Annotated in this window: 30 protein-coding genes and 1 tRNA gene; 21 read left to right on the top strand and 10 right to left on the bottom strand. The window is 65.1% G+C overall.

Going from position 1 to position 26,769, the window contains the following annotated elements:
• Positions 1–18 precede the first annotated feature (18 nt).
• The gene (locus tag M3P36_RS00275) at positions 19–1,821 is read right to left on the bottom strand and encodes a histidine kinase dimerization/phospho-acceptor domain-containing protein (RefSeq protein WP_249697995.1); all 1,803 of its coding nucleotides are present in this window, start codon (positions 1,819–1,821) and stop codon (positions 19–21) included.
• Between the two features lie 214 nt (positions 1,822–2,035).
• On the opposite strand from M3P36_RS00275, the gene M3P36_RS00270 reads away from it, so the two are divergent.
• The 3 genes from M3P36_RS00270 to M3P36_RS00260 all read left to right on the top strand — a co-directional run bounded on the left by M3P36_RS00270 (position 2,036) and on the right by M3P36_RS00260 (position 3,715).
• Positions 2,036–2,500: an Lrp/AsnC family transcriptional regulator gene (locus tag M3P36_RS00270; RefSeq protein WP_249697993.1), complete on the top strand. Its 465-nt coding sequence runs from the start codon at positions 2,036–2,038 to the stop codon at positions 2,498–2,500.
• A gap of 80 nt (positions 2,501–2,580) precedes the next feature.
• A complete protein-coding gene (locus M3P36_RS00265; RefSeq protein ID WP_249697990.1) occupies positions 2,581–2,979 on the top strand; it encodes a DUF6152 family protein in 399 nt (132 codons plus the stop codon).
• On the top strand, positions 2,972–3,715 hold the full coding sequence (locus tag M3P36_RS00260; RefSeq protein WP_249697987.1) for a hypothetical protein: 744 nt from the start codon (positions 2,972–2,974) through the stop codon (positions 3,713–3,715). Before M3P36_RS00265 ends, M3P36_RS00260 begins: the two co-directional genes overlap by 8 nt.
• Before the next feature lie 33 nt (positions 3,716–3,748).
• On the opposite strand, the gene M3P36_RS00255 is transcribed toward M3P36_RS00260, so the two are convergent.
• From M3P36_RS00255 to M3P36_RS00235, 5 genes are all read right to left on the bottom strand, one after another.
• The gene (locus M3P36_RS00255; RefSeq protein ID WP_249697985.1) at positions 3,749–4,012 is read right to left on the bottom strand and encodes a hypothetical protein; all 264 of its coding nucleotides are present in this window, start codon (positions 4,010–4,012) and stop codon (positions 3,749–3,751) included.
• A 35-nt stretch (positions 4,013–4,047) separates the two neighbouring features.
• The gene (gene accC / locus M3P36_RS00250; protein ID WP_249697982.1) at positions 4,048–5,400 is read right to left on the bottom strand and encodes an acetyl-CoA carboxylase biotin carboxylase subunit; all 1,353 of its coding nucleotides are present in this window, start codon (positions 5,398–5,400) and stop codon (positions 4,048–4,050) included.
• A gap of 10 nt (positions 5,401–5,410) precedes the next feature.
• Positions 5,411–5,899, bottom strand: a complete 489-nt coding sequence (gene accB / locus M3P36_RS00245) for an acetyl-CoA carboxylase biotin carboxyl carrier protein (protein ID WP_249697980.1) — start codon at positions 5,897–5,899, stop codon at positions 5,411–5,413.
• A gap of 78 nt (positions 5,900–5,977) precedes the next feature.
• Entirely contained in the window at positions 5,978–6,412 is a 435-nt protein-coding gene (gene aroQ / locus M3P36_RS00240) for a type II 3-dehydroquinate dehydratase (RefSeq protein WP_249697978.1), read from the bottom strand.
• A 65-nt stretch (positions 6,413–6,477) separates the two neighbouring features.
• A complete protein-coding gene (locus M3P36_RS00235; RefSeq protein ID WP_249697975.1) occupies positions 6,478–6,888 on the bottom strand; it encodes a holin family protein in 411 nt (136 codons plus the stop codon).
• A gap of 266 nt (positions 6,889–7,154) precedes the next feature.
• On the opposite strand from M3P36_RS00235, the gene M3P36_RS00230 reads away from it, so the two are divergent.
• The 7 genes from M3P36_RS00230 (at position 7,155) to M3P36_RS00200 (ending at position 14,184) form a co-directional block, all read left to right on the top strand.
• Positions 7,155–9,569: a TonB-dependent receptor gene (locus M3P36_RS00230; protein ID WP_249697972.1), complete on the top strand. Its 2,415-nt coding sequence runs from the start codon at positions 7,155–7,157 to the stop codon at positions 9,567–9,569.
• Between the two features lie 132 nt (positions 9,570–9,701).
• On the top strand, positions 9,702–10,628 hold the full coding sequence (locus tag M3P36_RS00225) for a hypothetical protein (RefSeq protein WP_249697970.1): 927 nt from the start codon (positions 9,702–9,704) through the stop codon (positions 10,626–10,628).
• Positions 10,621–11,046: a DUF6152 family protein gene (locus M3P36_RS00220; RefSeq protein ID WP_249697967.1), complete on the top strand. Its 426-nt coding sequence runs from the start codon at positions 10,621–10,623 to the stop codon at positions 11,044–11,046. Before M3P36_RS00225 ends, M3P36_RS00220 begins: the two co-directional genes overlap by 8 nt.
• 21 nt (positions 11,047–11,067) lie before the next feature.
• The gene (locus M3P36_RS00215) at positions 11,068–11,442 is read left to right on the top strand and encodes a DUF6152 family protein (RefSeq protein WP_249697965.1); all 375 of its coding nucleotides are present in this window, start codon (positions 11,068–11,070) and stop codon (positions 11,440–11,442) included.
• A 2-nt stretch (positions 11,443–11,444) separates the two neighbouring features.
• The gene (locus M3P36_RS00210) at positions 11,445–12,269 is read left to right on the top strand and encodes a hypothetical protein (RefSeq protein WP_249697962.1); all 825 of its coding nucleotides are present in this window, start codon (positions 11,445–11,447) and stop codon (positions 12,267–12,269) included.
• Between the two features lie 92 nt (positions 12,270–12,361).
• Positions 12,362–12,901, top strand: coding sequence for a MarR family winged helix-turn-helix transcriptional regulator (locus M3P36_RS00205; protein WP_249697960.1), 540 nt, complete (start codon positions 12,362–12,364; stop codon positions 12,899–12,901).
• A 32-nt stretch (positions 12,902–12,933) separates the two neighbouring features.
• A complete protein-coding gene (locus M3P36_RS00200; protein ID WP_249697958.1) occupies positions 12,934–14,184 on the top strand; it encodes a cytochrome b/b6 domain-containing protein in 1,251 nt (416 codons plus the stop codon).
• Positions 14,185–14,240: 56 nt separating this feature from the next.
• On the opposite strand, the gene M3P36_RS00195 is transcribed toward M3P36_RS00200, so the two are convergent.
• Positions 14,241–14,317: transfer RNA gene (locus M3P36_RS00195), tRNA-Pro, on the bottom strand.
• A 186-nt stretch (positions 14,318–14,503) separates the two neighbouring features.
• Here M3P36_RS00195 and yajC point away from each other — a divergent pair.
• The 3 genes from yajC to secF are packed head-to-tail and all read left to right on the top strand — an operon-like array spanning position 14,504 to position 17,427.
• Positions 14,504–14,821 carry a preprotein translocase subunit YajC gene (yajC, locus tag M3P36_RS00190; RefSeq protein ID WP_249697955.1) on the top strand — a complete coding sequence of 106 codons (318 nt, stop codon included), beginning with the start codon at positions 14,504–14,506 and terminating at the stop codon, positions 14,819–14,821.
• Between the two features lie 13 nt (positions 14,822–14,834).
• Complete coding sequence (gene secD / locus M3P36_RS00185; RefSeq protein WP_249697953.1) at positions 14,835–16,433, top strand: protein translocase subunit SecD; 1,599 nt, start codon at positions 14,835–14,837, stop codon at positions 16,431–16,433.
• 16 nt (positions 16,434–16,449) lie between these two features.
• Entirely contained in the window at positions 16,450–17,427 is a 978-nt protein-coding gene (gene secF / locus M3P36_RS00180; protein WP_249697951.1) for a protein translocase subunit SecF, read from the top strand.
• On the opposite strand, the gene M3P36_RS00175 is transcribed toward secF, so the two are convergent.
• Positions 17,424–18,602 carry a glycosyltransferase gene (locus tag M3P36_RS00175; protein ID WP_249697949.1) on the bottom strand — a complete coding sequence of 393 codons (1,179 nt, stop codon included), beginning with the start codon at positions 18,600–18,602 and terminating at the stop codon, positions 17,424–17,426. The genes secF and M3P36_RS00175 overlap by 4 nt on opposite strands.
• Before the next feature lie 4 nt (positions 18,603–18,606).
• Positions 18,607–19,179 (bottom strand): helix-turn-helix domain-containing protein, encoded by a 573-nt coding sequence (locus tag M3P36_RS00170; RefSeq protein WP_249697947.1) that lies wholly within the window; start codon positions 19,177–19,179, stop codon positions 18,607–18,609.
• A gap of 93 nt (positions 19,180–19,272) precedes the next feature.
• Between M3P36_RS00170 and M3P36_RS00165 the strand changes: the two genes are divergently transcribed.
• Complete coding sequence (locus tag M3P36_RS00165; protein WP_249697945.1) at positions 19,273–19,743, top strand: DUF6456 domain-containing protein; 471 nt, start codon at positions 19,273–19,275, stop codon at positions 19,741–19,743.
• 10 nt (positions 19,744–19,753) lie between these two features.
• Here the strand turns inward: M3P36_RS00165 and M3P36_RS00160 are convergent, their stop codons facing one another.
• On the bottom strand, positions 19,754–21,574 hold the full coding sequence (locus M3P36_RS00160; RefSeq protein ID WP_249697944.1) for an ABC-F family ATP-binding cassette domain-containing protein: 1,821 nt from the start codon (positions 21,572–21,574) through the stop codon (positions 19,754–19,756).
• A gap of 110 nt (positions 21,575–21,684) precedes the next feature.
• On the opposite strand from M3P36_RS00160, the gene M3P36_RS00155 reads away from it, so the two are divergent.
• The 7 genes from M3P36_RS00155 to M3P36_RS00125 all read left to right on the top strand — a co-directional run bounded on the left by M3P36_RS00155 (position 21,685) and on the right by M3P36_RS00125 (position 26,729).
• A complete protein-coding gene (locus M3P36_RS00155) occupies positions 21,685–22,410 on the top strand; it encodes an SIMPL domain-containing protein (RefSeq protein WP_249697941.1) in 726 nt (241 codons plus the stop codon).
• A gap of 79 nt (positions 22,411–22,489) precedes the next feature.
• Positions 22,490–22,816, top strand: coding sequence for a hypothetical protein (locus M3P36_RS00150; RefSeq protein WP_249697939.1), 327 nt, complete (start codon positions 22,490–22,492; stop codon positions 22,814–22,816).
• A gap of 78 nt (positions 22,817–22,894) precedes the next feature.
• Positions 22,895–23,572 (top strand): response regulator transcription factor, encoded by a 678-nt coding sequence (locus M3P36_RS00145; RefSeq protein ID WP_249697937.1) that lies wholly within the window; start codon positions 22,895–22,897, stop codon positions 23,570–23,572.
• Positions 23,544–25,019: a sensor histidine kinase gene (locus M3P36_RS00140; protein WP_283773274.1), complete on the top strand. Its 1,476-nt coding sequence runs from the start codon at positions 23,544–23,546 to the stop codon at positions 25,017–25,019. The genes M3P36_RS00145 and M3P36_RS00140 overlap by 29 nt, the downstream gene beginning before the upstream one ends.
• 147 nt (positions 25,020–25,166) lie before the next feature.
• Positions 25,167–25,406 carry a sigma factor gene (locus tag M3P36_RS00135; RefSeq protein WP_249697933.1) on the top strand — a complete coding sequence of 80 codons (240 nt, stop codon included), beginning with the start codon at positions 25,167–25,169 and terminating at the stop codon, positions 25,404–25,406.
• The gene (locus M3P36_RS00130) at positions 25,403–26,107 is read left to right on the top strand and encodes a hypothetical protein (RefSeq protein WP_249697931.1); all 705 of its coding nucleotides are present in this window, start codon (positions 25,403–25,405) and stop codon (positions 26,105–26,107) included. Before M3P36_RS00135 ends, M3P36_RS00130 begins: the two co-directional genes overlap by 4 nt.
• Positions 26,108–26,183: 76 nt before the next feature.
• Positions 26,184–26,729: a hypothetical protein gene (locus M3P36_RS00125; RefSeq protein ID WP_249697929.1), complete on the top strand. Its 546-nt coding sequence runs from the start codon at positions 26,184–26,186 to the stop codon at positions 26,727–26,729.
• Positions 26,730–26,769 lie beyond the last annotated feature (40 nt).

Raw genomic sequence — 26,769 nt, 5'->3', positions numbered from 1 at the left:
TGGAAATGACAGGCCCCCTCAGGCCTCTACTATGCCGTTGCTATGGACCGCGCCAGCCCCGGTCAAGGTCGGCAGGGTTAACCTCAGGTTTCGTTCGGAAATTTTCAGGCTGCCCCCCGCCGATTCCGCCTCGGCGCGGGCCAGGCGGAGCGAGAAGCCGCTGCCGAACATGCCGGCGGTAAGGGCGGGCGAGCGTTGCGGCGGCAGGCTGGCGAAGCGATCGTCCTGCGCGGCGATGGCGGCGGGCAGGCGGCATTTGAGCACGATCCTGCTGCCATCGCCGGTCAGCTTGGCGGTGATCTGCTCTGCCGGAGCCATGGCGCTCGCCAGCGTGGCCAACACCCGCCAGGCGAGGACCAGCAGCTCCTCGCGCGCCAGCGGGGTGACGAATGGGGAGCCACTGACCGCAAGCTCAATCGCTGCATTGCGCGGGCGCAGCACGCCGTCGAGGCGGCGGATGGTTTCAGCCACGACCTCGCGCATGTCACCGTCACCCTCGGCCAGGTCGAGCGCGGCGCTTTCGAGGCGGGTGAGCCGGTCCACTTCCTCGAACGCGGCAAGCAGCTTGGCGGCATCGACCGCGATGGCCGCGGCGAGCGCGCGGTAGGCGTTGGGTGCCGGGCCGAAGATCTGCTGCTGGATGATCTCGGCAAAGCCCTGGATCGCATTCACCGGCGTTCGCAATTCGTGCAGCACCTGGCGCATACGGTCCTGCGGGCTGTCGGAGGTCGCTGCAGGCGCTGCATCGGACAGGGCAAGGAGCGGCCGGCGCAGGCGTCCGCGATAGCCGGCGAACTGGCCGGTGGTAGGGGCAAAGACCGGCTCGGCGTTGATCCGCCAGTCGCCCGAGATGGCAGGGGCCGCGTCGATCGCCAGCGCCTTGTTGCGCAAGGGCAGGTGGCGCAGCAGCGCATCGGCGGCGGCGGGTGCCAGCGCGGCGAGGGTGCCGGGCCCGGCGTGGCCCAGCCGCATGCCGATCACCAGCGGGGCGATGTCTGCGTCGGCCCAGTCGATCCGGTGATCGGTGCCCATGGTGAAATCGAAACGGGCGATGGCCGGAACCTCGCCCTCGTCCGCCAGGTCGCCCAGCGGCAGGCGGGGAGTGCCGGTTTCGAGCGGACGCCGGCCTTCGCGGAAGGCCTCGATCCGGCGCAGCAGGGCGCGGATGCCGTCGCGCTCCTCCGGCTCCATCGGGGCGGTGCCCTGGGGTTGGACCGGGGCAGGGGCGGGAGCAGGGGCAGGTGCGGGGGCCGGTTGCGCCACTTCGGTCGCGGGCTGGGGCAGGACCATGTCACCCACACCCAGGCGGGCAAGCAGGTCGCGGGCGCTGGGGGGCAGGTCGCGGCGATGGCGCAGGAAGCCGCGCGCCATGACCGGCAGGCGCGGGATAAGGTCGAGCCACTCGTCCTCATCCAGCCGCGCAATCGCGACAGCGGCGGCGGCGGGGCGGGGATCGCCGCTGGCAATCTGGGCGACCATGGCGGGGTTACGCAGGCGTTGGCCGGGCTCGAGCAGGATGCGGCTGCGTTCATCCTCGGGGATGCGGCGGGAAAGCTCCTCCAGCCGCCGCCAGCCGAGGAAGGTGAGCAGGGCGGGGTTGCGGCCGAGCAGGGCGGGGGCTTCGATAATGCGGTGAAAATCGGCAGGCGGCAGACTGTCGGCACGTTGCGAAAGGGCGCGGTAACGCTCGGCCGTCAGTTCGCCCGGCGTGGCACCCTTGCTGCCCAGCAGGTCGAGCAGCTGGCGGTACTGGGTGCGCGCGGCCGCATCGCCTCCGAGCGGAGAACGCAGGACTGTGGCAAGGCGGTCGTCGAACAGCATCGAAGGCGCGGCGAATCCGGTCGCTTTGCGGGCAGAATTACCCGTAGCCTGGGCTTAGCGCGGAGCGGGGGGCGGCACATGGGGCCTGTCATGGTGCGTTGCAAAGCGGGACAATTGCGGTAATACACAACAATATTTCCGGCACACGTTGATTTGCGCGCATTTCCTTTCGCGCAAGGGCAGTCGGGCGAACCATTTGGTACAGGAACAGGCAATGGCGACGCTGGATTCGATCGACAGGAAGCTCCTGGCCGAACTGCAGGCCGAAGGGCGCGTGACCAACGTCGATCTGGCCAGCCGGGTGGGCCTGACCGCGCCGCCCTGCCTGCGCCGAGTACGGGCGCTGGAGGAGGAGGGCGTGATCCGCGGCTATCACGCCGATCTGGACCCGTCAAAGCTGGGCTACGCCATCACCGTGTTCGCCATGGTCTCGCTGCGCAGCCAGGCCGAGGAAGACCTGCGCGCCTTCGAAAACCACATCAAGGGCCTGCCCGAAGTGCGCGAGTGCCACATGCTCAACGGCGAGATCGACTTCATTCTCAAGATCGTGTCGCGTGACCTGCAGAGCTTCCAGGAATTCCTCACCAGCCACCTGACGCCTGCGCCCAATGTGGCCAGCGTCAAGACCAGCCTGACCATCCGCACCGCCAAATATGAGCCGGGTGTGCCGCTGGGGTAATTTGTGAAAGTCAAATTCATCTTGTGGCATTGATGGCTGGCTGATAATTACCGGCGATAACGAATTCTTGGAGAGGTTTCGTGAAGCACAAGTCAATTGTGGCAGCCACCCTTGCGGCGGCACTGCTGGTTCCGCTGGGCGCCTCAGCGCACCATTCCTTCGCCGTGTTCTTCGACGAGACGCGCAATGTGAGGGTGGAAGGCGTCGTGACCGCGTTCCGCTTTACCAACCCCCACGCCACCATCGTGCTCGATGTGGTCGCCTCGGACGGCCAGACGCACGAGTGGCGGGCGGAAACCAATGCCCCTGTGGTGCTGCAAAGGCGCGGCTGGAACCGCACCAGCCTGAAGGCGGGCGACCGGGTGACGCTGGATGGCTGGCCCAGCCGCGACGGGCGGCTCTACATGCGCCTGCGCAGCGCGACCGATGCCAATGACCGCGCGATCGGCTCTGCCCCGTTCAGTGCCAACGATGACTAAGGGCCTTCTTGCCGCAGCGACCGCGCTGCTCGTCGCCGTGCCGGTTCACGCGCAGGCCGATTTCACCGGCTTCTGGGGGCCGGATTTCGTGGTCGATGAATCGGTCCGCCTGCCCGGCCTGCTGGAAAAGCTGCCCGACGATGCCGTGCTGATCGAGGACGTCGGCGCGGCAGAATTCCCGCGCGGCGAATTCGGCGGACTGGTGCTGACGGCAGAGGCCGCCGCCCACGCCGCCACCTGGAATGCCGAGCAGGAAATGGCCATCAACCGCGTCTGCCTGCCGCCCTCCATCGTCTATGCCATACAGGGGCCGTTCCCGTTCGAAGTGCACCAGACGCCCGAACTGATCGTGTTCAAGTACGAGTATTTCGACCAGGTGCGGCTGATCTTCATGGATGGCCGTTCTGCGCCGGAAAACCAGCCGCATTCGAAAGTGGGCTTTTCCACCGGGCGCTGGGACGGGCCGGAACTGGTGGTGGAAACCAGCCACATCGCCGCATCCACCATCACGAACAACGGCTTGGACCATTCCGACGGAATCCGCATGGTCGAACGCTATCGCCTGTCGGAAGATGGTACACGGCTGCACGCGACACAGTGGTTTTCCGATCCGGCGGTGATTGAGACCGACGGCGCGCGCTACATCACCTGGACCAACCGCCCGGGCGAGCATGTCTATCCCTATGAGTGCGATCCGAGTTTTGCGCTGGAATATGCGCAGGTGGAGGGGGGCTAGTTCACCTGCGTGAAGACAGGCGTGTTGAGCCGGTTAGTCCCGTGTTGACCAGGGCCCGCTGTCTCCTGCCTGGGTATTCCAGTCCGGTTTAGCCAGTTCATCGTTGATGGTAACGACAGGATCGCTGTCGTTACCTGCATAAACCGTGACGGAAGTGTCGCCTGGAATGACGGACAAGGGCGCACCGCCTAACAGCGCAGAGATTTTCATCACCTCCCCAGGCTGCAACACGTACCTGTCGGGACTCATTTCGATATAGACGGCGAGTGCCTCGGACCCGCCATTCTTGATGGTCAAAGGCTGGGAGGCATCCTGCACCTGGAGGGCCTGACCTACTCGACCCCGCGCTTGGCCAGATAATCCTCCAGCCACTTGATCGAATAGTCGCCGCTCAGGATATCCGGCTGGCGGATCAGCTCGGCGTGGAGCGGGATCGAGGTCTTGACGCCTTCGACCACCATCTCCTCCAGCGCGCGCTTCAGGCGCATGATGCAGCCTTCGCGGGTGCGGCCGTAGACGATCAGCTTGGCGATCATGGAATCGTAATAGGGCGGGATAGTGTAGCCGGCGTAGAGCCCGCTATCGACGCGCACGTGCATCCCGCCTGCCGGGTGATAGGCGGTGACCTTGCCCGGGCTGGGGGTGAAGTTGAACGGGTCTTCCGCGTTGATGCGGCATTCGATCGCGTGGCCGGTGAAACGCAGTTCGTCCTGCGTCACGGACAGCGGCTTGCCATCGGCGATGCGGATCTGTTCGCGCACCAGGTCCATGCCGGTGATCGCTTCGGTCACCGGATGCTCCACCTGCAGGCGGGTGTTCATCTCGATGAAATAGAACTCGCCGTTCTCCCACAGGAACTCGATCGTGCCCGCGCCGCGATAACCCATGTCGGCCATGGCCTTGGCCACGATGCCGCCCATCCGGTCACGCTCTTCAGGGGTAATGACGGGCGAGGGAGCTTCTTCCAGCACCTTCTGGTGGCGGCGCTGGAGCGAGCAGTCACGCTCACCCAGGTGGATGGCATTCCCCTTGCCATCGCCGAACACCTGGAATTCGATGTGGCGCGGGTTGCCGAGGTATTTTTCGAGATAGACGGTGTCATCGCCGAACGCCGCCTTGGCCTCGTTCCCGGCCTGCATCATCAGCGCGGTGAGCGTGTCGGGGCTTTCGCACACCTTCATGCCGCGCCCGCCGCCGCCGCTCGCGGCCTTGATGATCACCGGATAGCCGATTTCGGCCGCAATCTTCGCTGCCTCGACCGGATCGTTGATTGCGCCGTCGGAACCTGGCACCAGCGGCATGCCCAGCGCGCCGGCGGTGCGCTTCGCTTCCACCTTGTCGCCCATGGTCCGGATGTGTTCGGGCTTGGGGCCGATCCAGGTAATCCCGTGGGCTTCGACGATCTCGGCGAACTGGGCGTTCTCCGACATGAAGCCGTAGCCGGGATGGATCGCGTCGGCACCGGAAATTTCGGCGGCAGAGATGATGGCGGCAGTGTTGAGGTAGCTTTCCGTGGCGGAAGGCGGCCCGATGCACACGGCATGGTCGGCCAGCCGCACGTGCATCGCTTCGGCATCAGCGGTGGAGTGGACCGCCACCGTCTCGATGCCCATCTCATGTGCGGCGCGGTGGATGCGCAGGGCGATTTCGCCGCGGTTGGCGATCAATATGCGGCTGATACCCATGTCGCGCGCCTTACGAGATCACGACGAGCGGCTGGTCATATTCGACCGGCTGGCCGTTCTCGATCAGGATCGCGCCGACCGTGCCATCGCGCGGGGCGGTGATCGGGTTCATCACCTTCATCGCTTCCACGATCAGCAGGGTATCGCCCGCCTTCACCGCATCGCCCGTTTTCACATATGCTGCGGCACCGGGTTCGGGCAGGAGATAGGCGGTGCCGACCATCGGTGACCTGATCGCCTTTGATACGTCAGGTCCGGCATCGGCAGCAGGCGCGGCTGGAGCAGGAGCAGCGGCGGGAGCGGCTACGGCAACGGGGGTCGCGGCGACGGGTGTAGCGGCGGCAACGGCTCCGCGCGAAACGCGGATCTTGCGGTCACCGTCCTCGACCTCGATTTCGGTTAGGCCGGTTTCGGCCAGCATGTCGGCCAGCTCGCGCACCAGCGCGGCATCGATATTCATTGCGCTCTTGCGAGCCGTGGAGCCCCTGTTGTCGGCCATGCGAACCTCTTGCTGGGTTAAATCTGTTGCCCACCCGCTAGAAGCAGCAGGGCATCATGGCAAGAACCTAGAGCAGGGTCACAGGGTGGCGGCGTGGTCCAGGGCGAGGAGATAGCCCTTGGGGCCGAGGCCCTTGAACTCCTTCACCGCCGCCATGCCGATGTAGGAGATGTGGCGAAAGTGCTCGCGCTTCATCGGATCGGACAGGTGGACCTCGATCACCGGCACCTTGATCGATTTGGCCGCATCGTAGAGCGCGATGGAAGTGTGGGTATAGGCCCCGGCGTTGATGATGATGGCCCGCGCGCCGGTGGCCTGGGCCTCGTGCATCCAGTCGATCAGGTGGCCTTCGTGGTTCGACTGGCGGACATCGACTGCCAGGCCCAGCTCGACTGCGCGGTCTTCCAGCATGCCGGCGATATCGTCCAGCGTGTCGGAGCCGTAGATTTCCGGCTCGCGCAGGCCGAGCAGGTTAAGGTTGGGGCCGTTGAGGACATATACGGTTTGGGTCATGTCCGGCGATTAGCGGGGGGCGGCAGTCTTGCCAAGCAGCGCCGCCCGCCCGCCATCGGAGAGGGTCAATCGACCCCGCGCACCTTACCCCACTGGCGCGCCGCCGTGTAGCCGAGGTAGCCCGTGCCGAAGAGCGCATAGAGCGGTTCGGGCAGGCCGTTGAGATAGGCGTTCATCCCTGCTGCGATGTCGGTCGCGGCCTGCGGGCGGAACGCGGCCAGCACACCCATGGGCAGGGCGAACAGCAGCATCGTGTACATGACATAAAGAAAGCTGGGCCGGGCGCGGCTGGTCCACGGATCGGCCGACTGCGCCTCGGCCACGATGGCCGCCATGCGCGCTTCGATCTGGCGCAGTTCCTGCGAGCCTTCGAGCGCAAGCAGTTCGAGCTTGGCCCGGTCGCGCGCGGCCTTGTCGGGAATGACCTTGTCGATGATCGAGGCGACGGGTCCGATGAGGGATTCGATGAGAGCCATGGGCAGGGGTGTCCTTGCAGTGATTCGCAAACGGGGCCTGCGTCAGGCGGGCAGCTGTAGGAAAGCGCTTATGTGGCCCGGCAAAATTCTCCCCCGATCAATTTGACAGCGACAATAAACTTGCATTTGCCGGAATCAAAAATACTCTGGCATCTCGCGAGCAGCCGTCGGCCCGCGAACGTCGCAAGACGATAAAAGGGCGGTACATGGGAAATGGGGGAGAGATTCCGATGGGGTTGGGCAAGAGGATTGGCCGCAAGGCGGCTATGGCGAGTTCATGTGCGGTGATGGCCCTGGCCATGCCTGCGCTGGCACAGGATGCCGAAAACGAGGAAGCGTCGAGCGGCAGGCCCGATACGACGATTATCGTCACTGCAGAACGGCGGGCCACCAACCTGCAGGAAACCCCGCTGTCGATCATCGCCCTAACCAATGAAATGGTTGAAGCCAAGGGCATCGAGGATCTGCAGGACCTGGCGCGGTTCACTCCCAACCTCAGCATCACGCCGGCGCGCGGTGCGGGCAACAACAACGCCAGCTTTGTCATGCGTGGTATCGCTGGCGGCGGCGGCGCCACGGGCGAGCGCGGGGTGGGCCTCTATATCGACGGCATCTACATGCCGCGCACCTCGGGTGCGATCCTGCAGGTGCTCGATGTCGAACGGATCGAAGTGCTGCGCGGCCCGCAGGGAACGCTGTTCGGGCGCAATTCCACGGGCGGCGCGATCCGCATCTTCAGCCAGCAGCCGACCGACGAGCTGGCGGGCTATGGAAAGGTTTCGCTCTCGAACCTCGGGCGGTTCGACCTGGTTGGCATGCTCAACGTGCCCGTTACCGATACGCTTGCCGTTCGTGTCCAGGGGGCGACACTGAACCAGCAGGGCTATATGGCGCGCGGCACCGAAATGCTTGGGGCGAGCAGCGATGCGATCGGCCGGTTCCAGGCGCGGTTTGAACCTTCTTCCAGCTTCAACGCCACGCTTGGCCTGTTCTACAGCCACTCGACGTCGAACGGCGCGGCCATCCAGATGACCGAGTTCGACATGCGGCCAGGCATCGAAGGGTTCATCCAGGGCAACTATGCCGACTGGGTCAACGATTCGTTCAAGCTGGCGGGGCAGGCGCCGCTGGCTGCTTTCAACGATTCCCGCATTGTGACCGGCGATCCGTACCGGGCCACCAGCATCTGCCTGATCGATGACTTCCATCCGGACTATGGTGCCGCCTGCGACCAGTTTACGACCGACGATTACTTCCAGGCCGACCTGAACATGTCGCTCGACCTGTCCGATACCCTGACCCTGTCGACCGTGACCGGTTATTCGACGCTGAAGCACCGGGGCAATGTCGATTTCTCGGCAATCGGCATCGAAACCCGCACCGACAATGTCGATTCCGATGTGTTTTACCAGGAAGTGCAGTTGAACGCCGCGTTGTTTGACGGCGTGTTCGACCTGGTGGTTGGCGGGAATTACTTCTGGGAAGATTCGCTGGCACCGAACGAAAGCCTGACCCGTCGCGGCACCAGCGCCTATCCTGCATCGGCCAATGGTGATGGCGATGCGGGCCTGTTCCGTAATGCGGTGAGCACGGTCGGACAGGAATCGACCTCTTTTGGCCTGTTTGCCAGCGGCACATTGCACATCGGCGATAGCATCAACCTGACCGGTGGTGTGCGCCGTGCGTGGGACGAGAAGGACTACTTCCAGGAACGCTTCGCTTCGAACGGTTTTACCCCGGCGCCGGGCACAAACTCGACATTCGTCGAAAGCTCGGCCAATTTCAGTGCGTGGGACTGGCGCGGCACCGCAGACTGGCGGATTACGCCGGATATCATGCTCTATGCCACGGCATCGAAAGCCTACAAGGCAGGGTCGTTCAGCTATACCGTGGTGAGCTTCACCAATGCCAACCAGGCCACTGGCCCTGCGCAGAGCGCCGGCATCCGACCCATCCCGAATGAAAAGGTCGTCAATTTCGAGGCCGGCTTGCGGATGGACCTGTTTAATGGCGTGCTGCGGCTGAATCCGACCGTATTCCGGATGGATTTCACCAATCGCCAGGCGGCCGTCCAGGTAACCTGCGGCACCGGCGCCCTGGCGCAGATCGTGCCCGGCAGCACGGCATGTCCGGTCGGCTTCCTGATCCAGGTCACCAACCAGGGCGACGTGCGGCTGGAAGGTGTCGAGCTGGACGGCCTGTTGTCGGTTACCGACAACCTGTTCATCGACGGCAGCATGGCCTATTTCACGCCGAAGCTGATCTCGCCGCCTGCGGGAACGGTCAACCTGTTCCCCGACGCGCCATCGCCCACGTTCAACGTGGGGGCGACCTGGTTCGGCGATCTTTCTGTCGGAGAATTGCAGCTCAACGCCAATTACACCTGGCAGGGCGAGATGGAGACCCATCCATCATCGGGCACCGACTCAAGCTATACGCTGCCATCCTATGGCCTGGTCAACGCGCGGGCACGGCTGCAACTCAACGATTACCCGATCAGCTTTACCCTGTTTGCCAGCAACCTGCTCGACAAGACCTATGCCACCTTTGCGCAGCGGTTTGGCGGCGGTTTCTGGGATTCGGGTTCTGGCGTAGGCCCGGCTGCTCCACCGCGCAGCGCATTATCGGAGAACCGTGGCCGTCCGCGCGAAGTGGGCCTCACGATCCAGTACAACTTCTGATAAACTGCACCCGCCCCCAGTCGCAAGGATTGGGGGCGGGATGCCAGAAAGAGGATGTTGTTGACTCCATGTTCATGTGGCCTTCATCCTTTTTGACTTAGTCAAAAAACTATCCGGGAGCCTGAGAGAGTGATGCCGAGAAACCTTTTACCACCCCGAGCAGTCACTGCTGCCGCCACGGCCCTGCTCGTCGGCCTCGGCCTGTCGGCTGTCCCTGCCTATGCGCAGGACGAAACCCCGCAACAGCCCGAGATCGTGCGCGAATATACGCCCCTCAGCGCCGAGCGGCTGGCGGGTATGGTACCCAAGCATCCGGGTTACCTGGGCGCGCTGGCTCCGGCCAATCTCAATGCCGAGCGTCCGCCCGCGCCGATCAACCTCACCGGTACCTGGTTCATCGACCTGTCCGAAGGGTTTAACCATTACCTGTTCGGCCCACCCTATCCGCAGTTCGGGCCAGAGGGCATCGAGGCGCTGATCGAGGCGCCCAAGGCCCAGGCGCGGGGTGAGACGTACCGCGATTCCATCGGCCAGTGCTTTCCGCCGGGCATGCCCATGATCATGACGCGCGTCTGGCCGCACGCTTTCATCCAGCTGCCGACCGCAATTTACATGATTTCCGGCTTCAACAATTCGGTTCGCACGATCTTCCTCGACGGGCGTGATTTCACCGATCCCAACCTGGTCGTGCCGGGCTACAACGGCGAAAGCATCGGCCACTTCGAAGGCGATACCCTGGTTGTCCACACGCGCTATTTCGAAGCTGACCACCACTGGATCGACCACGGCATCCCGATGTCGTTCGATACCGAGATCGTCGAACGCATCCGCCTGCTGGAAGACGGCATGGTCATGGAGGTGGAATATACCCTGACGGATCCAGACCTGTGGGAAGGCGAATGGAAGTCGACCAAACGCTTCGGCCGGCAGGACTATACCGACATCAACGAGAGCAATTGTATCCTCGCCTATAACGAGAACCTGCCAGGGACCAACCTGGGCCGGGACGCGGCGGAAGAGCGCGGGCAGAGCAATGTGGAAGGGATTTCAGATGATTAGGAAAACTGTCCTGGCAGCAGCAGGTGCTGCGGCAGGCCTTGGCGCGGTTGCCATGCTGGCCATGCCGGCCGCTTCGCACCACAGCTTTGCCATGTTCAACCAGCGCGAGATCATGACGCTGGAAGGCACGGTGCGGCAGTTCCAGTGGACCAACCCCCACGCCTTCATCGAACTGGACGTGCGGCAGGGCAATGAAACGCGCACCTGGTCGATCGAGCTGAACAGCCCGAACAACCTCACGCGGCAAGGCTGGCGGCGCAATTCGCTGCGTCCGGGCGAGCGGATATCCTTGCGCATGAACCCCTTGCGCGATGGCGCCACGGGCGGCCTGTTCCTCGACCTGCGCAAGGCCGATGGCTCCGTGCTCGATTCCGGATTGCCCAAGAACGGGCAGCCGATCAATGTTCCGCAATTCTGACCGATCGGGGGAGATAGACCGATGAAACTGCTTCAGAAAATGGCGCTGGCCGCATTGCTCGCCGCCCCGCTGGCGGTTCCTGCCGCTGCCCACCATTCCTATTCGATGTTCGACATGCAGCGCACCATCCGGCTGGATGCCACGGTAACGCAGTTCCGCTGGCAAAACCCGCACGCTTTCATCCGCGTGACCGTCCCCGCAGGTGACCAGACCGAGATATGGTCAATCGAAATGACCAGCCCCAACAACCTGGCGCAGGATGGCTGGACACGAACCACACTGCGGCAGGGTGAACGGGTGGAGCTCTATGTCCATCCGCTGCGCAGTGGTGCGAAAGGCGCGGCCTATGCGGGCGTCCGCAAGGCCGATGGCACAACCTTCGGGGAGGTCGGCTGAACGTGGCGCTCTCCTTCAAGGCGCTCGCCCTTCTCGCCGGAACGGCCCTGTTCGCCGGAACTGTTGCCGGCTCTGTTGCTCACGCGCAGATCGGCACGCCGACCTCGTCGCCGCTGCCAGAAGGCATCACCGCGCCGGAAAACAGTGCCGGGTTCGCCAAGGGCCGCTATCACGAGCTGGACCAGCTGCCCGACTGGGGCGGCATCTGGTTTCTCATCCGCGGTGATCCGTCCTTGGCCCGCGCACCCACTCTGCCGCTGAAGGGCGAATACCTTGCCCAGTGGGAACGCTGGCGCCAGCAGGTGCTGGATAACGACGGGGTGGAGTTGCGCAGCCGGTCCAACTGCAGCCCGCCGGGCCTCCCGCGCATCATGCAGCTGGCGCAGTACCCCTACGAATTCCTGTTCACCCCGGGCCGGTTGACGATCAACCAGGAAGCATGGATGCAGACCCGCACCATCTGGATGGATGGCCGCACCCACCCCGATCTGGAGGAGTTGACCCCCAGCTTCCACGGCCATTCGATCGGCCACTGGGAGGGCGAGACACTGGTAGTCGATACCATCGGCATCTCGGATCAGCTCGAAGTGGGCGAGGGGGGCAAGCATTCTGACCAGTTCCGGCTGGTCGAACGTATTTTCCTATCGCCCGACAATGCGGACGTGCTGGTCAACGAAATGACCATGACGGATCCGCTGGCGTTTTCCGAACCCTATGTCGTCACCGTCAGCTACCGGCGCGACCGGCACGGCGCGCTGATCGAGTTCCAGTGCGCCGAGAACGATCGCAACCCGGTGAACGAGGACGGCGAGACACTCTATCTTTGAAGCCAGCCGGAGCCGCACTGGTTTTTCGCGCGACAGGCGTTAAGGATGGCGCGAAGGACCTTGGGGAATGCGGGTGCGGAAGGGCACGCAGATTGGCTGACGACAGCACCAGCAAAACCGGCGGGCCTTTGCGCTCGATCGATGAAATGCGCCGTCAATTAAGCGGCAAGCGCAGCGGTCCGCTGGCCGAACTGCTGTCGATGCGCATGGTCGTGCTGTTCAGCATCATGCGCCGCAGCACGATCTACAACCAGCGCCGCCTGTTCGACCTGACCGAGATCGAATGGCGAATCATGTCGCAGATGCACGAACACGCGCCGCTGTCGCTCAACGGCCTCGCTGAACTGCTGATGCAGGATCGCGGGCAGTTGAGCCGCGCGGTGAAGAACCTGGTCGAGCGCGGGCTGATGACCCGCAGGCGCAAGCCCGGCGGTCCGGGAATCGAGATCGGGCTGGCCGAAGGCGGGAAGGCGCTTCAGGCCCGGATGGTCGAGCTGGCGATCCAGCGCGACGAATTTCTCACCGAAGATATAGCGCCTGACGACCTGGCAGCCGCGCGCCGGGTAATCGAACAGATGATAACCCGCGCCGAAGTGCTGGCGGAACAGGCCCTTGCGGCTGATAACAGCTGATTGAACGACAACGCGCTATTCAAGAGGTTTCGATGATCGGACAAGCTGCTGAACGGTACAGCCGCGGGGCGATCCTGCTGCACTGGATCATCGCGGCCGCGCTGGCGCTGGTCCTGGCCATCGGTTTCGGCATGCCACGTGATGCCAGCGGGTTCGCCCTGTTCCAGTTCCACAAGAGCCTTGGCATCACCATCCTGGTCTTCACCCTGGTGCGGATCGGCTGGCGGCTGACCCACCGGCCGCCGCCGCCTGTGGAGCGCGGGTTCAACGGGTTCCTCGCGGGCGCGGTCCACTTCGGGCTCTATGCCTTCATGATCCTCGCCCCGCTGACCGGCTGGGCGCTGGTTTCCACCTCGCCGATCCAGGTGCCGACGGTGCTGTTCGGCCTTGTCCCCCTGCCGCACCTGCCCCTTGATCCGGCTCTGGCCGAGAACTTCGAGAATGCCCATTGGCTGATGGCCTGGATCGGCCTTGCCCTGTTCGCGCTGCACGTTGCGGGAGCGATGAAGCATCACCTGCTGATGCGCGACGGGGTGTTGGCGCGGATGTCACCGGGTGGCTCGGCCAAGGCGGGCATGGTGCTGTTTGGCGTGGTCCTGCTGGTGGGGGCGGTGACCTTCGCCATCCTGCCGGGACACGAGGAAGGATCTGAGCCTGTTGAACAGGATATCGCCGCCGTTGCCCCCGATAGTGCCTCGACGGACGAAGCAGCGGCAGTCGAGGAACCCGAAGCCACCGAGGAAGTCGTCGAGGAGACCGAAGAAGCGGCAGAACCCGACGAACCCGCCGGTCCGCCGCCATCGTGGTCGATCCAGCCTGGCGGCTCGCTGCGCTTCGTGGCCGACAATGCCGGCACCGCCATGCGCGGCAGCTTCCGCCGGTGGGATGGGTCGATCACGATGGACCCGGAAAATCCGGCAGGCGCGGACATCCGCATCGAGATCGAACTTGGCAGCGCGACACTGGGGGATGCGACGCAGGACACCATGCTGGCAGGCGGTGATTTCTTTGGCATTTCGGCCAATCCCACGGCCACGTTCCGCTCCACCAATGTGACGAGAACCGGCGCCAATTCCTATCGTGCCAATGGCACGCTGTCATTGAAGGGGGCGAGCCGGTCGCAGGCGATCACTTTCACCCTGTCGGGCAGCGGGGCGACGCGGGCAGTCAGCGGCAGTGCCACGGTGGACCGCACGGGGTTCGGCGTGGGCACGGGCGAGAACGCCGCAGGCCTCGCGCCATCGGTGCGGGTGGAATTCGCCTTCGACGCGACCCGCGACTGACGAGCGTCGCGCTCGCCGTCAGGGGGGTGCAGAAAGGCTTGAGAGGGTAATTCCACTGGTCGGGACGACAGGATTCGAACCTGCGACCCCCACACCCCCAGTGTGATGCGCTACCAGGCTGCGCTACGTCCCGTATCCAGTGGAGTGCGGGCCTATAGGCACCCCTTGGCAGGTTGGCAAGCCGGTCGATTGCCCTTGCAGGACAATGCTGCTAGTCGCGCTGCGATATCGACGGTACCGGGCCGGGGAGGGCTTGAACCCGCGCGATAAACGGCCATTTACCACGCTTCGCGCGTCACATTCCTGATGGGGCATTACCATGCTTGATTTTCTCGCCGCCGGTTCCGGTTCAGCAGGCCAGGGCCTGATCGGCTTCATTCCGATCATCGGCATGGTGCTGATCTTCTGGTTTCTGATCATCCGCCCGCAGATGAAGCAGCAGAAGGCCCATCGCGCCAAGGTGGCAGCGGTCAAGCGGGGCGACCAGATCGTCACGTCGAGCGGAATCGTCGCCAAGGTTACCAAGGTGGACGACGAATATATCGAGGCCGAAATCGCGCAAGGCGTGAAGGTCAAGGTGGTCAAGTCGATGCTGGGCGATGTGATCGCGCCCGGCGGCACTGCCGCCAACGACTGATCGAACAGCACCCATGCTCGACTTTCCGCTCTGGAAGCGCAACTTCCTCTGGGCCATCACCATTTTCACGGTGGCCCTGGCGCTGCCGTCTCTGGCTTCGCTCACCAATCTGCGCTGGCCGGATATGCTGCCCAGCCAGACGGTCAACCTCGGCCTCGACCTTGCCGGCGGCAGCCATATCCTGCTCGAAGCGGACAGCTCGCAGGTGGGCGCCCAGCGGCTCGAGAACATGGAAGAGGCGGTGCGCAGCGCGCTCGACAACGCGCGGGAAGACATCGGCTTTGGCGATGTATCCACGGCGGGCGGCAGGCTGACTATCAGGCTGGACGATCCCTCGCAGGTCGATGCCGCACGCGAGGCGATCCTGCCGCTGATGGGCACGGGCCTGGTCAGCGAATGGGATCTCGAATTCCTCGACGGCAACACCCGGCTGGTCCTCACGCCGACCCAGAGCGGCATCGACAACGCCGTCACCACGGCCATGGACAGCGCGACCGACGTGGTCCGCCGCCGTATCGATTCGCTCGGCACGCGCGAGCCGACGATCATCCGCCAGGGCGATACCCGCATCGTGGTGCAGGTCCCCGGCCTGACCGATCCCGACGAACTGAAAGACCTGCTGGGCCAGACCGCGCGGCTCGAATTCAAGATGCTCGATACCCAGGCCACTCCGGCCCAGATCGAGAGCGGCATCCCGCGTGCAGGCAGCGAGCTGGTGCCCGGCGCGCCCGGCGGCGACTATGCCGGCCAAGTTATCGCGGTGCGGCGCCTTGGCGGTGTGCGCGGCGATTCGCTGGTCGATGCAAGCCAGACATTCAATCCGGACGACAATACGCCGGCAGTTTCGATCACGTTCGACAGTGTGGGCGCTGAACGTTTCGCCCGGTTGACGACCGAGAACGTGGGCCAGCAGTTCGCCATCATCCTCGATGGCGAGGTGTTGTCCGCTCCGCGCATCCTCCAGCCGATATACGGTGGTTCATCCCAGATTACGGGCGGATTCAGCCTGCAGCAGGCAACCTCGCTGGCGCGGGCGCTGGCATCGGGCGCGCTGCCGGTGGACCTGACCGTGATAGAAGAACGCACCGTCGGGCCCGATCTTGGCGCCGCCTCGATCAGGAGCGGCACCATGGCCATGGGCGTGGGCACCCTGCTGGTGATCGTGCTGATGATCCTGGTCTATGGCCGTTTCGGGATTTACGCTACGGCGGCGCTGGCCATCAACGTGCTGATGATTTTGGGCATCATGGCGGCATTCAGCACCACACTGACCCTGCCGGGCATCGCCGGTTTCGTCCTCACCATCGGCGCGGCGGTAGACGCCAACGTGCTGATCAACGAACGCATCCGCGAGGAGCGAAAACGCGGCCGCCGCGTGGTGGCGGCGGTGGAGAACGGCTACCGCGAGGCCAGCCGCGCCATCTATGACGCCAATGCCACCAACTTCATTGCCGGTGTCCTGCTGTTCACCTTCGGCTCCGGCCCGGTGCGCGGCTTTGCCGTGGTGCTGCTGATCGGCCTGTTCACCAGCGTGTTCACCGCCGTGACGATGACCCGCATGTGGACTGCCAACTGGCTGCGCGCCAAGCGCCCCACCGATATCCAGATCTGAGCTCGGGAATTCTACCATGAAACTGCTCAAGCTCGTCCCCGAAGACACCAACATCAAGTTCCTGAAATGGCGCATGCCGTTCTACGTCGTCAGCGTGATCCTGATCATCGCCAGCTGGGCGCTGGTCTGGACCAACGGCCTCAACTACGGCGTGGATTTTGCCGGCGGCCAGGAAATCCGCGCCACTTTCGTGGGCGAGGCGGAGGCTCCGGTGGAGGAACTGCGCGATACCGTGGGGGCGCTGGGGTTCGGTGACCCCGTGGTCCAGCGCTTCGGCGCGGCCAACGAAGTGTCGATCCGCGTCAGACTGCCCGACGAGGCGACTTCCGATCCCGCTGCCGCAGAACGCATCAGCCGCCAGATCGTTGGCTCGATCGAGGTCGGTCATCCCGGCGTTAGGATCGACGGGGTGGATACGGTTTCGGGCAAGGTTTCGGGCGAATTCCGCCAAACCGCGCTGATGGCGCTGATGTTCGCGATGATTGCCATCTCGATCTACATTTGGATCCGGTTCGAATGGCAGTTCGGCGTAGGCGCGCTGCTGGCGTTGCTGCACGACGTATCGCTGACCATGGGCATGCTGGCGCTGTTCCAGCTGGAATTCAGCTTGCAGATCGTGGCGGCGATTCTGGCCATCATCGGCTATTCGCTTAACGACACTATCGTGGTCTATGACCGCATCCGCGAGAACCTGAAGAAATACCGCAAGATGCCGGTGCCCGAACTGCTCGACTTGTCGGTAAACGAGACTCTGGCCCGCACGATCATGACTTCGGTCACGCTGCTGGTCGCGCTGATGCCGCTGCTGTGGTTCGGTCCGGCCAGCCTGTTCGGCCTTACCGCCTGCATCACGCTGGGCATTTTCGTCGGCACCTACAGCTCGGTCTACATGGCCGCGCCGATCCTCATCTGGCTGGGCGTGAGTTCGGACAGCTTCGTGCCGCGGGAGACCAGCATGGACGTGCAGGAGCGGAAGGCGCGCGGGGAGGCTTAGGCCTTGCTGATCAGCCCGGCGTAGTATTCCGCCAGGGCCTCGGCATTGTTCTCCCAGCTGAACTGCGCGGCGGTGGCGGCGACATGTTCGGGCGGCAGACTGGCGGCGAGTACCTCGCGTACCCCTGCGGCGAGCGCGGCGGCATTGCGCTCCACGATGCGGCCCGATGCGGGTGATTTCACCAGCTCGCGCGCGCCGCCCGCATCGGTGATGACCAGCGGCGTGCCACAGGCGAGCGCCTCGACCCAGGCGTTGGCCAGGCCCTCGCTGGCCGATGGCAGGACCATGGCGTCGGCCGCGGACAGCACCACCGGAAGGCTGGCATGATCGAGAACGCCGAGGAAATGGACGCGGTGGCCCACACCCAGTTCTGCCGCCAGCGCTTCCAATAGGGCCTTGTCCGGCCCCTGGCCCACCAGCGCCAGTTGCGTATCGGGGAGGGCGGCAAGCGCCTCGACCACGAAGCGCTGCCCCTTGCGCGGGATCAGCGCGCCCACGCTGGCAAGTAGCGGGCCGCCGGCAGGCACGCCGAACTGGTCGAGCAGCCGCTGGCGGGTGAGGTCGCGCCCCAGGGGGCGGAAGAGCGCATGGTCAAGGCCGGTGTAGTGCACGATGATCTTGTCGCGCGGCAGGCCCAGCGCGGCCATGTCGCCCGCCAGCGCCTCGCTTACCGCCAGCAATCTTGCCGCCTGTCGTGCCGCGCTGCGCATCTTGCGCAGGGCATATGGCTTTGCCCCCCAGTGCGAGATATCCGCCCCGCGTGCCTTGATCGACAGCGGCAGGCCAAGGTCGGCGGCAATCGCGGCGGCAGCAGGCCCATCGGGATAGAAGAACTGCGCATCGATGACATCGAACGGCTGCGCCGCATGGAGCCGCCGGGCGAGGGGAAAGACAGCGCGGCGGATCATCCGCGGATTGAACGGTCCGCCCACTGCCGGGATCAGGGTGAAGCGCGGACGGTGCACCATCACGCCGTGTTCCTCCCCGCTTGTCGCGGCGGCCAGCAGCGGGGCATAGCGCCCCATGGCAATGGGCGGCACGCCGATGGGGTTGACCACGGTCACTTCCCAATCGCCGCGCGCGGCCAGCGCCTCCAGCTGGCGTGCAACAAAAGTGCCGAAGCGCGGGTTGTGCGCATTGGGATATAGCGTGGCGATGGAGAGCAGGCGCTTCATCGGCTTACAGCTTGCGCACCAGCATTTCGGCCACGGCGAGCCAGGCAGGCCGGTCAATCACGATCTGCCGCTGGCCCATGCCCGGCGGGAGCAGGGCCACCATGCTGCCCTGCCGGTCGATCAGCCGCCCGAAGGCATAGCGCCCGCCGCTGCGCGGGGCGAGCACGTCGCGGTTGATGAGGTGGGCGGCGTCCTCCAGCCGCAATTGGCGCATCCACAACTGGTCACCGCTGCGGTATTCACCCTGCGGCGCCTCGATCGACAGGCAGACGAGCTGCGCGCCATCGACCAGCTGGGTGGGCAGGATCGCATCGCGCGGGCGGGTGAGGGCTTCTGCTCCCTGGTCTGTCAGGCGGGCGACGACCATGGGAACGCTGGCTTCCTCGCCCTTGACCAGCAGTTCGGGATCGACGCCCAATGCTGCACCGATCCGGTTCATCCAGGCAAGGCTGAGATTGCGCATCCCGGTTTCCAGCCGCCCGATGGTCTGCGCTGTGGTGGCCGGATTGCAGGCCGCGCCGACTTCGGCCAGTGTCATGCCCTTTTCCTTGCGGATGTCGCGGATGCGGTTGATCATTGCCTGCCCTCATATAACCAAATCGGTTTCTACTTTCCTACAGAATGTTCCATCTGACAAGGCCCCTCGCGTCGCTGAAGGGGAGATTCGCGCATGAAACAGCAACTCGTCGAACGGGAACTGACCGAAGAAGGCCCGCGCCGCCGGGGTGGACCGGTCAGCCGCCGTCGCAGCGTGACGGTCAACGTGGCGGAAAGCCCGCTCGCCTGGCTCCACGCCCACGGCCATCTCGATGCGCGATTGTTCGAGGCAGGCGAAGCGCTGCGCGGCGACTACGAGCGCGCCCAGCTCGGCCCCAATGTGACGATGCGGTGGGACGCGGTGCGCATCAAAGGCACGGCCGACCAGGGGCTGAACCCGTCCGAACGCGCCATCGCCGCCCGCACCCGCTTCAACGGCGCGCTGGCCCAGGCCGGACGCGGACTGGAAGATATCCTGTGGCGCGTGGTCTGCGCGGGCGAAAGCCTGCCCGTGGCGGAAAAGAACCTCGCCTGGCCCGCCCGCAGCGGCAAGCTGGTGCTGCGTCTGGCGCTCGACCGGGTAGCGGATTTCTACCGTCTTTAAGGGAGCGGCTCTACCCCTCCACCAGTTCCGCCAGTTCAAGCCAGCGCATTTCGGCGGCGTCCTTTTCCTCGCGGGCGAGGTCGAGGCTTTTGCTGATGCGGGCGAATTTGGCGGGGTCGGCGGTGTAGAGCGCGGGGTCGGCCAGGGCGGCCTCGCCGTTGGCGATCAGCTTGTCGAGTTCCTCGATCCGGGCGGGCAGTAGCTCGTAGTCGCGCTGGTCCTTGTAGCTGAGCTTTTTGGCGGGCGAGGGTGGTGCGGGCGCTTTCGGCGCGGCCCCTCCACCATCGCTCCGCGATGGTCCCCCTCCCCGTCCCGGGGAAGATTTGCTTGTCCGGCGCCGCGCGACCCAGTCTTCGTAGCCGCCCGCGACAATATCCACCGTGCCGCTGCCGTCGAGGCCCAGCGTGACCGTGACCGTGCGGTCGAGGAAATCGCGATCGTGGCTGACGATCAGGACTGTGCCTTCATAGTCCGCGATCACTTCCTGCAACAGGTCGAGCGTTTCGAGGTCGAGGTCGTTGGTCGGTTCGTCCAGCACCAGGAGGTTCGAGGTGCGGGAAAATTCTCGCGCCAGCAGGATGCGGCTGCGTTCGCCGCCGCTGAACGTGCCGATCTTGGCATCGACCACGGAAGGATCGAACAGGAAGTCCTTGAGGTACCCCTGCACATGCTTGCGTACCCCGCGCACGTCGATCCAGTCCCCGCCCTCGGCCAGCACGTCGCGCACGGTCTTCTGCGGATCGAGCAATTTGCGTTGCTGGTCGATCATCACGCCCGAGAGGGTCTGCGCACGGGTGACCTTGCCGGTATCGGGCTCCAGATCGCCGGTCAGCATCTTCAGCAGCGTGGTCTTGCCCGCGCCGTTGGAGCCGACGATGCCGATCCGGTCCCCGCGCTGGATGCGCAGGGAGAACGGCTTGATGATCGTGCGGTCGCCGTAGGTCTTGGAGATATCCTCCGCCACGATCACCGACTTGGATTTGAATTCCCCGTCGCTTGCCAGTTGCAGCTTGGCCGCGCCTGCCGGGTTGATCATGGCCGCACGCGCGGCGCGCATGTCCCATAGCTTGGCGAGGCGACCCTGGTTGCGCTTGCGCCGCGCGGTCACGCCGCGTTCCAGCCAGTGCGCCTCCAGCTTCAGCCGCGCATCCAGCCGGTCGGCGTTGCGCGCTTCCTCGGCATAGACCTGCTCTTCCCACGCCTCATAGCCGCCGAAGCCCACTTCCTTGCGGCGCAGGTTGCCGCGATCGATCCAGATCGTCGCGCGGGTCAGGCGTTTGAGGAACGTGCGGTCATGGCTGATGACGATGAAGGCCCCGCGATAGCGTTCGAGCCACGATTCCAGCCATTCGATGGCGGCGAGGTCGAGGTGGTTGGTCGGCTCGTCCAGCAGCAGCAGGTCGGGATCCTGCGCCAGGGCGCGGGCCAGCGCCGCGCGCCGCCGTTCGCCGCCGCTGGCCGTGGCGCTGGGCGTGTCCATCGCAATGCCGAGCTGGCCGGCAATGGCCTCCACCTCGTGCCGTTCCGGCGCATTGCTGCCGCCCAGCGCGAAGTCCATCAGCGTGGGACAGGCGGAAAAATCGGGTTCCTGTTCGAGGATCACGATATTTGTGCCGGGCTTGGTCTTGCGCAGCCCCCGATCGCCCTCGATCTCGCCCGCCACCAGCCGCAGCAGGGTAGTCTTGCCCGCGCCGTTGCGGCCAATCAGCGCCAGCCTGTCACGCGGGCCGACGTGAAGATCCAGCCCCGGTCCGGGAGGCGCGCCGAACAGCCAGCCGCCGCCTTGCTGCAGGCCAAGCCCTTCCCATGAAACGATCGGTGGTTCTGCCATTGTGGGGCGCAGGTAGGCGCGGCGAACCTTGCTGGCAAGGAACCGCGTGGTTCAGTCCGTCGTAATAACTGCGCGCGCATTGGCCGCGCTACACGATTGGAGAACTTCCCATGACGAATGCAAAGCTTCCGCTCGCCGCTGCAATGGCTGCCATGGCCATGATGCCCGCCGCCGCCAGCGCTGCCGAAGTGCAGATCCAGGCGACCGGCCCGGTGATCGAGCTTGCCGTGACCGAAAGCGTTTCGACCGACCCGGATGTGGTCAACCTTGATGCAGGCGTCACCACCTTTGCCGCCACGGCGGTGGCTTCGATGCGGCAGAATGCGACCGCGATGACTGCCGTGATCGACCGGATCGAGGCGCTGGGCATCGACCGCGACGATATCCAGACCAGCGGCATCAGCCTGAACGCCGAATACGAATATGACGAAGCCACCCGCAGCCAGCGCTTCCGCGGCTATCGCGTGAGCAACCGCGTCAACGTGAAGCTGCGCAATGTGGACCAGACGGGCCAGGTGCTCGATGCGCTGGTGGCCGCTGGTGCGACCGACCTTGGAGGCATTTCCTTTGCCATCGACGATCCCACCGCCGCGCAGGAGCAGGCCCGCACTGCCGCTGTCGAAAGCGCCAACGCGCGGGCGATGGCCTATGCGCGGATGGCCGGATATTCCGGCGTGCGCCTGCTGGAGATCAGCGAGATGACCGCGCCCAGCTTCCCGCAACCTATGTTCCGCCAGGCCGAATTGCAGTCTGCCGATGCGGCATCCACGCCCGTCCGCCCTGGGCAGGTCGATGCCAGCGTGACCGTGGGTGTCAAATTCGAGATGACCCGTTAATCTGCACTCGAACCTTGCTGAACGGCGGCGGGTGCATTCACAGCTTGTTCAACGCGCCGCCGCTAGGCAAAAGGCCATCATGAAACGGATTCTTGCATCTATGGCCGCGATGGCCCTGCTTTCGGGCCCGCTTCTGGCAACCGACGCGCTGGCCCAGTCGCGCTCGTTCCAGCCGGGGGCGGGCGAGCAGGCCTCTGCGCGCGAGCAGATGCAGGCCGGGCGCAACATGCCCATCCGCGATATCGAGCGGCGCATTATCCCGCAGATGGAGCGGACCGACGAATATATCGGGTTTGAATACGATCCTGCCGCAGCGGCCTATCGCCTCAAGTTCATCCGCGACGGGCGGGTGATCTGGGTCGATGTCGATGCCCGCACCGCGCGCATCCTGCGCGTGTCGCGGTAACCGGATCCGGTGGCAGGTTCGAAGCGTTGAGGGGAGCCGGTCGATCAAGGCCGGTGCAAGGAACAGGGGAATACAAGCATGCGCATCCTGATAGTTGAGGATGAACCGACACTGGGCCAGCAGCTCAAGAACACGCTGGAACAGAACGGCTATGCCGTGGACCTGTCCACCGATGGTGAAGACGGGCATTACCTCGGCTCGACCGAGGACTACGATGCCGCCGTGCTCGACCTTGGCCTGCCGGAGATCGACGGGCTGACCGTGCTGGGCATGTGGCGGCGCGAGAAGCGCAATTTCCCCGTCCTGGTGCTGACCGCGCGCGACAGCTGGTCGGACAAGGTGGCCGGCCTCGATGCCGGGGCCGACGATTACCTTGCCAAGCCGTTCCAGTCCGAAGAACTGATTGCCCGCCTGCGCGCGCTGATCCGGCGCGCTTCGGGCAACGCCAGCAGCGAGCTGATCGCCGGCGAAGTGCGACTGGATACGCGCAGCGGCCGCGTCACCCGGGCGGGAGAGCCGGTCAAGTTGACCGCGCAGGAATACAAGCTGCTCAGCTACCTGATGCACCACAAGGGCAAGGTCGTCAGCCGCACAGAGCTAATCGAACACATCTACGACCAGGACTTCGATCGCGACTCCAACACCATCGAAGTGTTCGTCACCCGCATCCGCAAGAAGCTGGGCGCCGATGTGATCACAACGATCCGTGGCCTGGGCTACAGCCTGGATGATCCCGCCCACGCCCCCCGCGAGTGACGTGGCCGACGCTGGCCTCCCGCAAGCACTGCCGCTAGCCGGGCGCGATGGAATAGCGCCTCCCGCAAAGGCAGAGGCAGAGGCGGCCGTAGCGCTGCCGGTGCAGCACACCGGCAGCATTTCGCGCCGCATGATCCTGATCGCGGCGGGCTGGATTTTCATCCTGCTCGCCGTGGGCGGCGTGGCGCTCAATTCCGCGCTGACCAACCTGGTATCGAGCCAGTTCGACCGCGAGCTGGAAGAATCGCTCACCGCAATGATCGCCTCGACCGAGATCGATCCGCTGGGCGAGGTCTATTACAACCGCATCCTTGGCGACCAGCGCTTCCTGGAACCCAATAGCGGGTTCTACTGGCAGATTTCGGGTGGCGGTTTCCAGCCCTACCTGTCGCGTTCGTTGTGGGACAGTCCGCTGGAAATCCGCGACGATGTGATCGCGACAGACCCGATCTACTACGATTCCGAGCAGTTCGAGGACGAGCGCCTGCGCATTGCCCAGCGCACCGTGGGCCTGCCGGGCAGCGATGTGCAGTGGCAATATGTCGTGGCCGGATCGCGCGAGGAACTGGACCTGCAGCTGGCCGACATCCGCGCCATCCTGATCTGGTCCTTCGCCGTGTTGGGCATCGGCTTGTTCATCATGGCCATGTTGCAGACCTGGTACGGACTTGGTCCCTTGCGCCGCATTCGCCGCGCCATCGCCCGCATCCGCACATCGGGCGCCAATCGCGTGACCGATCCGCTGCCGCTGGAAGTCCAGCCGATGGTTGAGGAGCTGAACGCGCTGCTCGCCCATTCGGAACGGCAGGCGGAAGAGGCGCGCACCCATGCGGGCAACTTGGCCCATGCGCTGAAAACTCCGCTCACCGTGCTGACCAACGCTGCCGCCGCCCGCTCGCCCGACCTGGGAGAGACCGTGCTGCGCGAGACGCTGGTGATGCGCCGCCAGGTCGATCACCACCTCGCCCGCGCCCGTGCGGCTGGCCGCCGGGCCGTGGGTCTGGCGCGGACCAATGTGATGGACAGTGCCAAGGCGGTGGAGCGGGCCGTGTCGCGGCTTTATCCCGATGTGCGGTTCGATATCGACGGGTCGGTGGAAGCCGGAGCGGTGATCGAGAAGCAGGACCTGGAGGAAATCCTCGGCAACCTGATCGAGAACGCGGCCAAGTATGGCGGCGGCAGCGTGTTCGTGACGGTCGATGCCGAACCCGATGCCGAGCAGTGCACCGTGTGGATCGAGGATGACGGCGTGGGCATCCCGCCCGACAAGCGCGGCGAACTGTTCACCCGCGGCGCGCGGCTCGATACCGAAAAGCCCGGCACCGGCCTCGGCCTTGCCATCGTGCGCGACGTGGCGGAAATCTATCGCGGCAGCGTGGAACTGGGCGAAAGCGAGGATCTGGGCGGGCTGCTGGTGAGACTGCGGCTGCCGCGCTGGTCAGGGTGAACGACCGCATTTTTTTTTGCGAAGGGTTTTCGCCCGTGCCGCGTCTTGAGGGGGTGCACAGGGCGCTGGTGGGCGCCCGGGAAGGGTAGACAAGCGCGGATGCAGGCGGCTGGACCACCGGCAAAGCAAGGCGCAGAAGGGGGTGGGGTGGCCGACGATGTTGCCCTGCTGGCCCGGGTCGCGGGCCCGCGATCGTGTCACCTGCTTGCCGAACGGCACGCGCCGCAGCTGCACCGCATCGCATGGCGGATCACCGGCGATATGCACGAGGCCGAAGACATCTCGCAGGAGAGCCTGCTCCGCCCCTGGGATCAGCCGCCGAGTTGGCAGGAAGGGCGGACCAGCCTTGCCGCATGGCTGTGCCGGGTGGCGGTGAATCGCCATTGACCGCCACCGCTGCTCGCGCAGGATCAGCAGCGCCGAAATACCGGACCGGGCAGATGAAGCGCCGCTGGCTGCTGGCCGGCGGGCTGCTGTCGAGTGCGGCAGCGGCTTCGGGCCTGCTCGGACAGGTCGGTATCGTCCTGCCGGTCCAGCAATTCGTCGATGATGGAACCGAAACCGTAACCGGCAAGCCGGCTCCTGCGCCGGTGCGCGCTGTTCGAGCGAGGGTGCAATCGGCGGATGGCCGGGCTATTGTGATCGAGGGACCGATCAACAACCCGCAGGAGCTGGAAACGGCCTTCGAACGGATCTACGCCGCGCGCCCCGAGCGCCTGGCGACCCGGCGCGAACTGGTTGACCAGCGCATTGACGGCGCGCTCGACCGGCGGCGGGCGCAGGGCCTTCCCATTCCCGATGCCGTTGAGGAGGCGAGGCTGCGCGCGTGGCTGGAGCAAGCCCAGGCCCGGCGCGATGCCCAGGCTGCCGAACGGCGCGAGGCGGTCCGGGCGGACCTGCGCGACCGGGTGGCAGATGGTGAGGCGATTGCCCCCCGCGCACTCGCGCCGCGTGGCACCGAGACGCTCGAAGGCCTGTCGCCAGCCCAACAGCGCCAGGCCCTGCGCCGGCGGCTGGCCGAGCGCCGGGCGGCCGGATCCCTTCCGCCTTCCGCAGAGGCTGGCGGTGGGGCGGAAAATATTCCCTGATCGCAAAGGATTTTTCCTGCTGCCGCGTCATGTTGGTGGAGCCGCAAAAGCACGGCTCGGCAACCAGGAGGTCAACATGACAGGACGTTTTTGCACTATCATCGGCGGCGCTGCAATCGGCACGCTGCTGTTTGCCACGGCAGCCATGGCCGAGCCGCGCACCCAGACCCGTTCATTCGACGGGCCGCGTGCCAGCGGTATGGAAAGCCGCACGATCGACCGTCAGGCCGGCACTGCCAGCCGCGACCGCTTGGTTACCCGTCGCAGCGACGGCGCAACCGCCAGCAGCCGCTTCGACCGTAGCCGCAGCGACGGCAGCGTTACGCGCTCGCTGGAGCAGACCGGCTTTGCCGGCCGGACCCGGTCGGCTGCAACCACGCGGACCCTTACCGAAACCGGCTCGGTCCTCAGCGGCACGGCGACAGGTCGCGGGGGCGAGACCTATGCCATCGCAGGCGAGCGGGTGCGGACCGATAATGGCTATAGTGCCAGCCGGGCGGTGACCAATTCGGCAGGCGAAGTGGTCTCCTCGCGCTATGCCAGCCTGGTGCGCGAGAACGGCACCGCTACCCGTACCGTTGAGACGACGGGGCCGCAGCGCCGCCCCCGCTTGCGCGATTGAGGGCTGCATGACGGCATAGGCCGGAGGGGGTGGCCATCAC

Source organism: Altererythrobacter sp. KTW20L (genome assembly GCF_023501975.1).
Taxonomy (GTDB): Bacteria; Pseudomonadota; Alphaproteobacteria; order Sphingomonadales; family Sphingomonadaceae; genus Alteraurantiacibacter.
This window is presented reverse-complemented; position numbering and strand designations above follow the sequence as displayed.